The sequence below is a fragment of the Mycobacterium sp. genome (genome assembly GCF_049278535.1).
Classification (GTDB): domain Bacteria; phylum Actinomycetota; class Actinomycetes; order Mycobacteriales; family Mycobacteriaceae; genus Mycobacterium.
This window is the reverse complement of the sequence record NZ_JBAPMI010000173.1, coordinates 1-12,041: the sequence shown is the minus strand read 5'-3', so window position 1 is coordinate 12,041 and position 12,041 is coordinate 1. Positions and strand designations below refer to the sequence as shown.

General features: G+C 65.6%; 12 protein-coding genes. 2 read left to right on the top strand and 10 right to left on the bottom strand.

The features are described 5' to 3' along the window. From WAO18_RS11710 to WAO18_RS11685, 6 genes are all read right to left on the bottom strand, one after another. Positions 1-952: SUMF1/EgtB/PvdO family nonheme iron enzyme (locus WAO18_RS11710; RefSeq protein WP_422206447.1), on the bottom strand; the 952-nt coding region annotated here is incomplete at its 3' end. Further along, positions 949-2,235 carry an ergothioneine biosynthesis glutamate--cysteine ligase EgtA gene (gene egtA, locus WAO18_RS11705; RefSeq protein WP_422206446.1) on the bottom strand — a complete coding sequence of 429 codons (1,287 nt, stop codon included), beginning with the start codon at positions 2,233-2,235 and terminating at the stop codon, positions 949-951. The genes egtA and WAO18_RS11710, both read right to left, overlap by 4 nt. 132 nt (positions 2,236-2,367) lie before the next feature. Next, positions 2,368-3,045, bottom strand: coding sequence for a sensor domain-containing protein (locus WAO18_RS11700; RefSeq protein ID WP_422206445.1), 678 nt, complete (start codon positions 3,043-3,045; stop codon positions 2,368-2,370). 30 nt (positions 3,046-3,075) lie between these two features. Then, positions 3,076-3,531, bottom strand: a complete 456-nt coding sequence (locus WAO18_RS11695; protein ID WP_422206444.1) for a hypothetical protein — start codon at positions 3,529-3,531, stop codon at positions 3,076-3,078. Positions 3,532-3,591: 60 nt separating this feature from the next. Then, positions 3,592-3,771: a hypothetical protein gene (locus WAO18_RS11690; RefSeq protein ID WP_422206443.1), complete on the bottom strand. Its 180-nt coding sequence runs from the start codon at positions 3,769-3,771 to the stop codon at positions 3,592-3,594. A 119-nt stretch (positions 3,772-3,890) separates the two neighbouring features. Beyond that, complete coding sequence (locus WAO18_RS11685) at positions 3,891-4,229, bottom strand: hypothetical protein (protein WP_422206442.1); 339 nt, start codon at positions 4,227-4,229, stop codon at positions 3,891-3,893. 175 nt (positions 4,230-4,404) lie between these two features. Here WAO18_RS11685 and WAO18_RS11680 point away from each other — a divergent pair, with 175 nt between their 5' ends. Further along, the gene (locus WAO18_RS11680; protein WP_422206441.1) at positions 4,405-7,080 is read left to right on the top strand and encodes an ATP-binding protein; all 2,676 of its coding nucleotides are present in this window, start codon (positions 4,405-4,407) and stop codon (positions 7,078-7,080) included. 178 nt (positions 7,081-7,258) lie between these two features. Here the strand turns inward: WAO18_RS11680 and WAO18_RS11675 are convergent, their stop codons facing one another. The 4 genes from WAO18_RS11675 to WAO18_RS11660 form a co-directional block, all read right to left on the bottom strand. Further along, the gene (locus tag WAO18_RS11675) at positions 7,259-8,044 is read right to left on the bottom strand and encodes an alpha/beta hydrolase (protein WP_422206449.1); all 786 of its coding nucleotides are present in this window, start codon (positions 8,042-8,044) and stop codon (positions 7,259-7,261) included. Between the two features lie 122 nt (positions 8,045-8,166). Continuing rightward, complete coding sequence (locus WAO18_RS11670) at positions 8,167-9,303, bottom strand: DUF4185 domain-containing protein (protein WP_422206440.1); 1,137 nt, start codon at positions 9,301-9,303, stop codon at positions 8,167-8,169. Between the two features lie 7 nt (positions 9,304-9,310). Continuing rightward, complete coding sequence (locus WAO18_RS11665) at positions 9,311-10,342, bottom strand: aspartate-semialdehyde dehydrogenase (RefSeq protein ID WP_422206439.1); 1,032 nt, start codon at positions 10,340-10,342, stop codon at positions 9,311-9,313. After that, positions 10,343-11,608 carry an aspartate kinase gene (locus tag WAO18_RS11660; protein WP_422206438.1) on the bottom strand — a complete coding sequence of 422 codons (1,266 nt, stop codon included), beginning with the start codon at positions 11,606-11,608 and terminating at the stop codon, positions 10,343-10,345. It lies immediately after the preceding gene. A gap of 266 nt (positions 11,609-11,874) precedes the next feature. Between WAO18_RS11660 and WAO18_RS11655 the strand changes: the two genes are divergently transcribed. Further along, positions 11,875-12,041, top strand: a 167-nt coding sequence (locus WAO18_RS11655; RefSeq protein ID WP_422206448.1) for a helix-turn-helix domain-containing protein, incomplete at its 3' end; no start/stop codon positions are given.

Genomic DNA, 12,041 nt, shown 5'->3' with positions numbered 1-12,041 from the left:
CCCCGGCACCCCACGGGTAGCGCCGGCGTGCGCCGCGCTGTGGATCCCATGCGCACGCCTTCTCCCATTCCCGCTCGGTGGGTAGCCGCGCGCCCGCCCAGGCCGCGTAGGCCTCCGCCTCGAAATAGCTGATGTGCTGTACGGGTTCGTCGGCGGGGATTTCCTCGAGATGACCGAACCTGGTGCGCGTCTGCCCGTCGGCGTTCCAGAATTGCGGCGCCGTCAGGTCGGCGCTTTGGCGCTGCTCCCAGCCCCGCTCTGACCACCACCGCGGCTGGGTGTAGCCGCCGTCGTCGATGAACTGCCGCCATTCCGCGTTGGTCACCGGGACGCGACCGATCCGGAACGTCGGCACGTCCACCACGTGAGCCGGGCGTTCGTTGTCCAACGAGAACGGCTCGTCGGTGCCGTCGACACCCAGCACGAACGGGCCGCCGGGCACTTCGACCGCTGTCCCGGCAAGTCCTGCCCGACCTGGCGGCAGAGTCCGGGATTCCAGCAGCAGCGCCGGACCGGTACGGAGATTCAATGCCTGCAGCATGGTTTCGTCGTGCTGGTTTTCGTGGCTGACCACCATCCCGTAGACGAAATTGTGCGCCGGCCCGTCGGGCAGTCGATCAAGCGCATCCAGCGACGCCGCTCGCACGGTCCGGCAGTAGGTACGCGCCTGGTCTGCCGACAGCAACGGCAGGTCGGCACGGCTCGCACGGGAATGCACGAACGCGTCGTAGAGGTTTTCCACCGCGCCGGGCAGGATTCCCGGCCGATCGGGGTCGCCGCCGCGCAACAGCCACAGTTCTTCCTGCTGGCCGATATGAGCCAGGTCCCACACCAAAGGACTCATCAGCGGGTCGTACTGGCGGTGAAGTTCGGCATCATCGAAATCGACCAGCCGCAGCGTTCTTTCGCGCGCCCGGGTCAGATCGCGGACCAGCGCTTCGCGTGACGTCACTGCTCCCCTAGCGCCAGCTCGGTCACGGTGGCCGCGATGCCGTTTTCGATCACCCGGTCGGAAATGTCATCGGCCGGACAACGGCCCTGCTCGACCGCCTCAACGAGGCGCTGCATCCCTTTGGTGAGGCCGGCGGGTGCACCTTCGGCCGCGATGGCCACACACCGATTGGCCGCCGCGAGGATCAGCGGGTCTTCGAGCCCGATCCGAGCCGCAGTGTCCCAGGCCGTCGCGACGGGTTCGACGGCCTCGGCCGCCAAGGCCGCTGCGACCGGATCGTCGAGCAGCGTCACCAGGGTGAAGACCACCGCCGGCCAGATCTCACGCGGGACGCTGTCCAGGTAGCGGATCTCCAGCCACTGCCGTGGACGCACCGGCGGGAACAGGGTGGTCAGGTGGTAGTCCAGGTCGTAGCGGGTGGGCCGGCGACCGCCCAGCAGCTCGCGGCCGTCGGCCCAGTCGGCGAACGGCACGCGGTGAGTGACCGGCACCGCAGTGCCGTCCGGGGGGTTATGCACCAGCATCACCGGCGCCTTGAGCGCGTAGCGCGCCCAGTCGGTACCCGGATCCTCGCCGCTGGCGGTGAGGATGGGCCCGCAGCGCGCCGAGTCGAGCTGACTCCACACCCATTGTCGGCTTGAACGCCAGCCGGAGAACTCTCCGCTCAACAGCGGCGAATTGGCGGCGATCGCCACCATGACGGGCCCGAGCGCGTGCGCTAGCCGCACTCGGTCCGCCCACCCGGCTTGCGGCCCGGCGTCGAGATTCACCTGAACCGACGCGGTCGAGGTCATCATCGCCGCGCCCGCGACGCCGGTGTCGCTGGCCGTGAAGAACTGCTCCATGGCGGCATAGCGCGCACCGGGGTTGATCCGCTTGGCCGGTCGCAGCGGATCCGCGCCCAGCGGCACCAGACCCAGCCCGGCGGCGTCGAAGGCTTCGCCCAGCACCGCCTGGTCGCTGGCGATCGCTTCGATCGCGGCCGGCGCCCCGACAACGGGTGGACCGGAGAGCTCCACCGCGCCACCGGGCTCGACGGTGATCACGCTGCCGCCCGGCATGGCCGGCAGCGACTTCAAAACCTCGCTGATTTCATCCCAGGTCGGCCTGCGGTGCGGCTCGGACGGGTCGTAGCAATGCGCCTCGATCTCCAGCCCAACCCGGCCAACCGGCCCGTCCGCCAGGCAGGACTCGGTGATGTGCTGCGCCGCGGCCGCCGCGCCGGCAAGTTCGCCATCCGAGAGGCGTGCAGAATCCAGCTGCGACGCGACGGCAAACGCCATAATCCGATCCCTTCGGTGGCAGACCAACGGTCCCGGGCGATCGAGCCCGCTGGATGCGCGCGGCTACCCAACGATAGTCACAAGATTCCATCTTCCAGACGGCACCGACATATTCCCGTTTTGCTCCGGTGTCTATTGCCCCAGCGCGTTCTGCATGGCACCGGCCAGCACATTCACCGCCGGGCCACCGTTGCCGGACTGACAAACTTTGGCTTGCAGCAGCACGTTTTCCCGCAGACGGGTCTGGGTGAAACATCGGCGGTCGGTTCCGGCTTCCTGCTTGCTCCACGCCGCGTCGGCGGGTCCGGCGGGCCCGCCGTCAAACGACCACACCTGCATCGTTCCGTTGTCCAGATGCATGGGCGTGGTTTGCCCGGCGCAACCGACGGTGCGGTCCACCACACGGTGAAACGCAGCGCCGGCGGCGGGGGCGGTGGCGAAGACACCAACCGCCTGCTTGACGAAATGCGTCTGGTCGGTCGGCGATGTCTGCGTGCTGGCCCCGTTGAACGACGCCAGATCGGGATCGTTATAGACTTCCGGCAGCCCGATGTCGGCCCAGTTGTTGCAGACCGGGTTGTCGACGAAGTACGCCTGAACCGGCTGGGTGAACAACGACTCGTCGCGCATCGGCCCACCGACGATGTTGCCCACCGAGCCCTTACCCAGGATCGCGTAGCTCACCACACCCGGATCCGACGGCCGAGCCGATGCCGTTGGGACGCTGAATCCCGCCGCGACGCAACTGACTACTGCGCCAACGGCGACTGCGGCCAGCCTAAGAGGCTCCACTTGCAATCGAAAGAACATGTGTTACAACCGATTTGGCCGCCGCCGCGGCTACGGCGTGAAAGTTGGAGGCGGTTGCGTGGGCTCCTCTGGGCCCGGCGGCGGGGGCGGGGACTCCTCAGGACCGCCGTGGCCGCCGGGACCCACATGCCCACCGGGCCCACCAGGACCCATGCCCGGACCCCACGGACCCCACGGCCCACCGGGACCACTACCCGGCGGGAAGGGTCCGCCGGGGAACACCACCCACGGCGGACCGTCAGGGCCGGCGGGCCCGGGTGGCCCGTCCGGACCGAACATGCCGTGGTGGTGGTGGCGATACGGCTGACCGTGGTCGGCGAACTTGACGCCGGAGAAGAACACGACCGCCAGCACGAACACAATGCCGGCCACGATCACCACCCACGCCGCCGTGCGGTAGAGGCGGGAGTGCTGGTTCGCAGCCGGGTACGCCGGCGGAGGCGGCCCCGCGAGCGGCTGAATCGGGGGTTCGGGTGCTTGGGTCATGTGTCGATCATGCCCAGGCAGAGTCCGGCCGACAACCAGCTGCGCACGCGAGTCGGGTATCTAGTACCCCAGCACCCAGGCGAATTTCAGGATCACCACGGCAATAAGCGTGATTCCGGCGACGATGGCCACCCAGGCCGCTACTTGGTACAGCCGCTCGGAGTGCGGTGCCGCCGGCGCGATGACGGGAACCGGCGCGGGAGGAGGCGGCGGGGTAGACGGCTCGGGTGTCTCGCTCATACCTCGAATAATGCCTCAGGTCAGCGGTGTCCGCGAGTGGTCCGTTTTCATGCAATGGCCTAGAAAGAAGGAGCCCGGCGCACCTTTCGGAGACGCCGGGCTCATAGCAAATTCATTGGCTACGGGGTTGCCGGAGCCAATGAAGGAGCGACGGATTCGGGTGCGTGCGACGGTCCCGGACCGCGGATCCCGTCGTGGAAGCCGGCGCCCTGGCCGTGCTGGTGCGGACCCTGCTGGCCCATCGAGTGGTGGTGCCACCCGTGGTGATGGCAGTGGTGATGTCCCAGGTGGGCGACTTTGAAGCCGGCAAAGAAGACGCTCAAGACGATGAACACGATGCCGGCGACGATCACGACCCAGGCCGCGAATCGGTAGAGCCAATAGGGTTTGACCGCCACGGTCGCCGGCTCAGTGGCGACTGTGGTCGGTGTTGTTGGGGTGTCAGGTGTTTCACTCATACCCGAAATGATCCGGGGCTTACGGATAGGTTCTGCTGGGTGCAACTTATGAAACAGCTATGAGCCGCGCGAATCTTGGGTGGCAGCGCCGGCTGTTGGTCAAAAGGGCCCATTACCTATAACCGGTCTTGATCTATCGAGTTCGCCGTGGCAGTTAGCTTGCTTGTGAAATCCTGTGAGGGTGTCCGCGGCGGCTGGTCCTTCGGGGGTAGTGACGTTTCTGTTCACCGATGTTGAGGGTTCAACCCGTCGGTGGGAGGCGGACGCCGAGTTGATGCGCAACGCGCTCGCTGCCCATGACGACGCGTTGCGCACAGCGATCGAGACGCGCGACGGTTTTTTGTTCAAGCACACCGGAGACGGTGTATGCGCGGCGTTCGCCTCGCCGAGGTCGGCGGTCGATGCGGCGATTGCGGCGCAGCACGGATTGGAGTTGCCGGTGCGGATGGGGCTCGCGACCGGCGAGGCCGAGCTGCGAGGCGGGGATTACTTCGGTCCGGTGCTCAACCGCGCAGCGCGGGTGATGGCCGCCGGGCACGGCGGTCAGATATTGATCGACGCCGCGACCGCAGAGCTGCTGTCCGGAGTCGACCTGGCTGATCTCGGGGCACGACGACTTCGTGATATTTCCAAGCCGGTCAACATTTTTCAGATTGCGGCGGATGGTTTACGAACTGAGTTCCCGGCGCTGAGCACGCTTGAATTGACACCCGGAAATCTGCGGCCATCTACCACCAGCTTCCTTGGGCGTGAGGCCGAAATCGCCGAGCTACAGACGGCGCTCAAGGCGCATCGATTGGTGACGCTCACCGGTCCGGGTGGTGTGGGCAAGACCCGGCTCGCGATAGAGGTCGCAGCACGTTTGCCGGGTGGGTTCTCAGACGGGGTGTGGGTGATTGAGCTCGCTCCAGTCGGCGATCCCACCGCTGTCCCCGAGGCGGCGGCCGCAGCACTCGGGATCACCCAACAGCCAGGCTTGAACATCGCCGACAGCGTCGCCGCCGCACTTGAGGGTCGATCCAGGTTGCTCGTGTTCGACAACTGCGAACACGTTCTGGACGCCACGGCCGACCTGATCGACGCGATCCTGCAGCACTCGGCAACGGTGACGATTCTGGCCACCAGCAGGGAGGGTTTGCGGTTGGCCGACGAGCAATTGTGGCCAGTGCCATCGCTGGACACCCACGGCGGGGCGTACTCATCCGCCGTGGCGCTATTCGTCGAGCGCGCGCAGGCAGTGGCGCCAACAATGACGTTGAACGAGACCGATCACGCAGACGCGGTGGCTGAAGTCTGCCGTCGCCTGGATGGCATTCCGTTGGCCATCGAGCTTGCGGCATCGCGAATGCAATCCATGACCGTCGCTGAACTCCAGGAGCGCCTCGATGACCGGTTCCGGTTGCTGACCGGATCTCGGCGCGGCCTCGAGCGCCACCAGACTCTCCGGCAAGCGGTCCAATGGTCATACGATCTGCTCGACGACAGCGAAAAGACCCTCCTGGCACGGTGTTCGGTGTTCGCCGGTGGCTTCGACTTTGCCGCGGCCGCTGCGATAGCGGACTGTGGTGATGAGCTTGCAGTACTTGACTTGCTCGATGCCCTGGTACGCAAATCACTTCTCGTCGCCGAACAAACATCTGGCCGGACCCGATATTCCATGCTGGAGACAATTCGTCAGTTCGCCGAGGAACAGCTCGTCAACGGCGGCGATGGCACCCGCACCCGCGATGCGCACGCCCACTACTTCGCCACCCGCGAAGACGACGTGCTGGCGCTGTGGGACAGCCCGCGCCAACGCGAGAGCTATGAGTGGCTGGCTCGCGAGCTGCCAAATCTGCGTGCCGCATTCCGCTGGAGCATCGACGGCGACGACCTGGACACCGGCGCGACGATCGCCTTCTACGCCTCACTACTCGGCTTGTGTTCTTACACGCTCGAGCCGGTGAGCTGGGCAGAGGAACTCATCGAGCCGGCGCGGGCGGCCGATCACCGGCGCCTTGTGCAGCTATGTGCCATGGCCGCGCAGTCCTACGCCGCCGGCCGCGTCGATGAAGCGATCAGCTATATCGAAGTGGGCCAGGCAGCTCTCGAGCGGGAGTGCTATGCCGACATCCCGTTCGGCTTCGAGGCAACGCTTGGCACGGCGTACCACCTGAAGGGTGAGCCTGAGAAGACGGCGGCGATGGTGCGCGAAACCATTGCCAGAACTTCCGACGCACACATAGTCCCGCGCACGCAGCTGGTGTTGTCGCTGGCCAACGCCGGCGCCTACGACGAAGCCATGTCGGTTGCCGATGGTTTACTTGCGGCCGCAGACGCCACCGAGAATCCAATGACCAAGGCACTGGCGTTGAACGGGTATGCCTGGGCCTACCGCGACGCTGACCCCGCCGTAGCCTACGAGGCCTTTCGCCGCGCGATGAAGATCGCTCACGACAGCGGCAACCGATTCATCGAGTCAACGATTTCCGTTGGCCTGTCCAGGCTTGCCGCCAGTCACGGTGACCCGATCGAAGCCCTCGACTACGTGATTTCTGCCGCCCGCGGCTACCAGGACTCGGGCAGCTTTTTGCTGATAACCGGTCCGCTGGCGATGATCGCCATCCTTCTCGATCGGCTTGGCCGTTATGAACCGGCCGCCACCATCATGGGATACGGCGACGTGCCAGGATCTCGTCTGGTCTTTCCCGAGGTTGATTCGGTGATCGCCCATCTGCGTCAGATATTCGGCGACCAGGTCTACGAATCACTCGCCCGCAAGGGCGAGTCGATGACCATCGCCGCGATCATGGTGTATGCATTCGACGAAATCGAGCAGGCCCGAACAGAATTGAACGCCGCCGCGGAATAGACGAGATTTAAGCCTCGCAGAATTTTGTTACAAACCTGCGTTTGCCTCGGAAGTGGTCCTGACCCTCTGGGCAACGCGCCTCGGTTGGCTGGCTGACCACGCAGCTTCAGCCTGCCGCGGGCGTGCGGTAACGAGATTTCGGCGCTCGCGTCGTTGCGCGCCTGTCGGACAACCAATCTCATAGCCCACGGCCAGTGAGCCAAGAGTCGATTTTTTCGGCGACCGCACGCCACCCTGGCTCAAGCATCATGTTGTGGCCCATGCCTGAAATGAAGTCGGCTTGGGTGTGGTACGCGCCGGCTGTCGCCGCTACCTCGTCGGATGTGAAAGCACCGTCCTCCGCGGCGCCGAGCACGAGCAGCGGAGTTAACACGCGATCGGGCCGAATGCGCCGTTTACTAAGCATTTGCTTCATTGCCAAAATGCTTTCTGGCTGTAGTCTTTCGGCGCAACTGTCGACTATGTCCTGTGGAGTGTGTCGGCAAAAGAGGTGCGCACGTGCCAGGCGCGGCGTCCTGACGACATCGTGAGTCTCGCCGAATGTGTTTGTCTTCAGAACAGCCCATGGGTGACGTCGCATCATCCGCAACGAGGCGCTCGTGCTGCCCTGCGGCGGCGCGGACGCCATTAGCACGCCTGCGGGGACCTCGTTGTTTTCGAGATACTTCTGGACTACGTAGCCGCCCATTGAATGGCCGACTACCACCGGTGAGCCACCGAGTCGATCGGCGACGGTGTGCACGTCGTCTGCATAATCGCGTATCGAGCAGGCATTCAGCGCCTTTGTCGTTGCACTGTTGCCGTGCCCGCGCAGGCTGACCGCCACCGCTCGGAAGCCCCTGTCGGCGAAGAAGTCGAGAAAGTGTTCATCCCAGCACCACGCACCGTGCCATCCCCCGTGCACAAACAGCAGCGGAACAGGATGCACTTCGGTGGCAGAACCTTTATCGATCAGTTCGAGCATGATTTGCCTGCCGTAGGTATCTGATTGCGCCTCCACGCATCTTCTCAGGTGCCGGTGCTAAGCCGGTCCAATCCAAAATCGCACCGCGACGCTGCACCGCAGGCGAAAAAAGCCGATGCTGACTAGGGCTTGAGCGGGTTGACCGCGAATTGGATGACCCGATACGGCGAACGCGCACGTGGATCGCTGTTGTGCCACTGGCTGACGAACACTCGCAGCTCGTCCAGCGTCGAACCCGGCGAGATGTAACCGCCATACGGCTGGGCCAGTCGGTTGTCGTGCGGCTCCGGCAGGCTTTCCGCGGGATCGGGCCACTCGTCGTGCTGCACGACGGTGGTGACCGGCGCGCCGCTCAGCGCGGTCGGGTCGTCGGCCACCCGAACCTCCATGTTTCCGGTGCTGGAATTGAAATATGACAGCACCGCCTTGCCGTCGATCTGCTGAAGGCTGATCTCACCAATCATGTCACCCCACAACGGGTTTGGCGCCTTGTTCCAACCGCCGTCGGGTCCGGACGCCCAGCCCTGCCAGCGGGACCGATCGCCGAAGTTCTCCGGTGCGACCCGATACAGCACCGCCGGCTGGCTGCGATCGAAGTTGTCCGCGACGATGTAGACCCAGCCGCTCTGCGACTCCGCCGTCGGAATCGGGTCGTAGTAGCCGCTGATCTGCGACTGCCGCCCGTCAGCATAGTCGGCGTCGCGAACCGATCCCGGTAGAGTCTGCCAAAGACCTTGCGCCGGATCGGCTTTCACCAAACGGGAGCTCTGCGGCACCAGGTCTTTGGTCGTGGTGACGAGCAAGTAGTTCTGCCGGTTGATCTGTACGACGCCGGCCGGCAATTGCGAATCGCCCGCCGGCGTCGGCTCGGCCAGCAGCGGCTCGTTGATGCCGGTCACCCCGGTGTATTTCACGCCGTCCGGGTCGTCGACCGACGACGTGTCCACCCGCAGCGCGATCGGCGAGTAGTAGCCGCCGAAGCCGACTCCCTGGCCAGCGAAGCTGTCGCCACAGACCTGCACCACCTGCGTCGGGAATTCCATGAACACGCACAGGTCGGTGGCCCCGATGCCGTAGTCACCGGTGGGCGTGCCGGTGCCCGCGGCCGGACCGATCCGGATCACCTCACCGGGCCCCAGCGGCTGCAGCACCGGCTGCGGCATCGGAGCCGGCGGGTCGGCCTCGGCAGCCGGAAACCCATGGCAGGCAAACAGACCTGCGATCAATGAGCAGCGCGCGATTCTGCGGGCAGCGCTCACCCGCACGTCACAGTTCAGCGGCGAGCAGCTCGGCAATCTGAATAGTGTTCAGGGCGGCGCCCTTGCGCAGATTGTCGCCCGAGACGAACAACGCCAGCCCGCGCCCGTCGGGCACACCGGGGTCGCGACGGATCCGGCCGACCAGGGATTCGTCGACACCGGCGGCGGCCAACGGCGTGGGAACATCCACCAGCTTCACCCCCGGCGCGACGGCCAGGATCTCGCGGGCACGCTGCGGCGAAAGCGGTTGGGCGAACTCGGCATTGATCGACAGCGAGTGACCCGTGAACACCGGGACTCGTACGCAGGTACCGCTGACCAACAGATCCGGGATACCCAGAATCTTGCGACTCTCGTTGCGCAGCTTCTGGTCTTCGTCGCTTTCGCCGGAGTCGTCGTCGACCAGCTTGCCGGCCAACGGCACGACGTTGAACGCGATCGGGGCGACGTAGGCGCGTGGCTCCGGGAACTCCAGAGCGGCGCCGTCGTGCACCAACTGCTCGACGTCGTCGATGACCGCGCGAGCCTGGTCGGCAAGCTCGGCCACCCCGGCCAGGCCGGTGCCCGAAACGGCTTGGTAGCTCGAGACCACCAGGCGCACCAGCTGGGCCTCGTCGTGCAACACCTTGAGCACCGGCATCGCGGCCATCGTCGTGCAGTTGGGGTTGGCGATGATGCCCTTCGGGCGGTTGCGCGCCTCGGCGAAGTTGACTTCGGAGACAACCAGCGGCACCTGGTCGTCCTTGCGCCAGGCCGACGAGTTGTCGATCACCGTCACCCCGGCGGCGGCGAACCGCGGTGCCTGGACCCGCGACATCGTCGCGCCCGCGGAGAACACCGCGATGTCCAGACCGGTCGGGTCGGCGGTCTCGGCGTCTTCGACCTCGATTTCCTGGCCGCGGAACGTTAGCTTGCGCCCCTGCGAACGGGCCGACGCGAAAAACCGCACGCTGGTCGCCGGGAAGTCGCGCTCGTCGAGCAGCCTGCGCATCACCTGGCCTACCTGGCCGGTGGCACCTACAACACCTATGGCAACCATCTAACGTCCTGTCCCCGCATACACCGTGGCCTCCTCAGCACCGCCGAGGCCGAATGCTTCGTGTAACGCGACAACAGCCTTATCTAGTTCAGTGTCCCGGCACAGCACCGAGATCCGGATCTCCGACGTGGAGATCAGATCGATGTTCACCCCTACCTGCGCCAGCGCCTCGCAGAACGTGGCGGTGACCCCGGGATGGCTGCGCATTCCGGCGCCGATCAGCGAGACCTTGCCGATGTGATCGTCGTAAAGCACTTGGCTGAACCCGATTTCGTCTTTGAGTGAATCCAGCTTCTCCACCGCGGCCCGCCCGCTGTCGCGGGGGCAGGTGAAGGTGATGTCGGTCTTGCCGTTCTCGATCTTGGAGACGTTCTGCAGCACCATGTCGATGTTCACGTCCGCGTCGGCGACCGCGCGAAAGATCTTGGCGGCATAGCCCGGGTGGTCGGGGATGCCGACGACGGTCACCTTGGCCTCGCTGCGATCGTGTGCGACGCCGGTCAGAATGGGCTCTTCCATGGGTATGTCCTTGATCGATCCGGTGACGACGGTGCCTGGCTTGTCCGAGTACGACGAGCGGACGTGAACCGGGATGTTGTAGCGGCGGGCGTATTCCACACAGCGGAGCATCAGCACCTTGGCGCCGCAGGCCGCCATCTCGAGCATCTCCTCGAAGGTGACGGTGTCCAGGCGGCGGGCAGTCGGGACGATCCGCGGGTCGGCGCTGAAAATCCCGTCCACATCGGTGTAGATCTCGCAGACGTCGGCGTTCAGCGCCGCGGCCAGCGCCACCGCGGTGGTGTCCGAGCCGCCGCGGCCCAACGTGGTGACGTCGCGGGTGTCCTGGCTGACCCCCTGGAATCCGGCCACCAGCACGATCCGCCCCTCGTCGAGCGCAGACCGCAGCCGCGCCGGGGTGACATCGATGATCTTGGCCTTGCCATGCGCGCCGGTGGTGATAACGCCGGCCTGCGAGCCGGTGAAGGAGCGGGCCTGGGCGCCGAGCGATTCGATGGCCATCGCGACCAACGCGTTGGAGATCCGCTCGCCGGCGGTCAGCAGCATGTCCAGTTCCCGAGCCGGCGGCGCCGGGCACACCTGCTGAGCCAGATCCAGCAGGTTGTCGGTGGTGTCGCCCATCGCCGAGACCACCACGACGACGTCGTTGCCTTGCTTTTTGGTCTCGACGATGCGTTCGGCAACCCGGCGGATCCGCTCGGCATCGGCCACCGAGGATCCGCCGTACTTCTGCACGACGAGCGCCACGTTTACTCTCTCAGGTCCGGACGGTTTGGCGGGTAATAGGTCGACACACAGAATACGTGTGACGGCGTCGGGCGTTCACCGCCGACCAACCTGCCGCGGCCGACCGGTCATCGGGCGGCCGATCAGGCGCTGAGGCCTCCGGCGGAGCTGGGCCGACCAGATCTGCCAGCGGCGCGGCTCCTGGCCGACCATCGGGTCGGCCATCGTCCCCTGGGCGGTCGTCGCTAACCTCAGCTGAATCAAAGCGAACAGTCTGCGAGCACCTGATGTCTAAAACCGATACGGCCGGGCTGCGGACCGAGGTACTGCGGCGGCTGCGCTCCGGGGAGAAGGTCGGCGCGGTTGCCGCCGAATGCGGCATCAGCGACTCGACGGTGTATCGGTGGAGACGCGAAAATCCACCCACCGCAATCAAATCGACCCCGGCACGGCG

What these genes read in the sequence shown, in the direction of transcription:
- egtA (WP_422206446.1), bottom strand. Translation starts at nt 2,235, where the DNA reads ATGGCGTTTGCCGTCGCGTCGCAGCTGGATTCTGCACGCCTCTCGGAT.
- WAO18_RS11665 (WP_422206439.1), bottom strand. Translation starts at nt 10,342, where the DNA reads ATGGTTGCCATAGGTGTTGTAGGTGCCACCGGCCAGGTAGGCCAGGTG.
- WAO18_RS11700 (WP_422206445.1), bottom strand. Translation starts at nt 3,045, where the DNA reads ATGTTCTTTCGATTGCAAGTGGAGCCTCTTAGGCTGGCCGCAGTCGCC.
- WAO18_RS11690 (WP_422206443.1), bottom strand. Translation starts at nt 3,771, where the DNA reads ATGAGCGAGACACCCGAGCCGTCTACCCCGCCGCCTCCTCCCGCGCCG.
- WAO18_RS11685 (WP_422206442.1), bottom strand. Translation starts at nt 4,229, where the DNA reads ATGAGTGAAACACCTGACACCCCAACAACACCGACCACAGTCGCCACT.
- WAO18_RS11675 (WP_422206449.1), bottom strand. Translation starts at nt 8,044, where the DNA reads ATGCTCGAACTGATCGATAAAGGTTCTGCCACCGAAGTGCATCCTGTT.
- WAO18_RS11695 (WP_422206444.1), bottom strand. Translation starts at nt 3,531, where the DNA reads ATGACCCAAGCACCCGAACCCCCGATTCAGCCGCTCGCGGGGCCGCCT.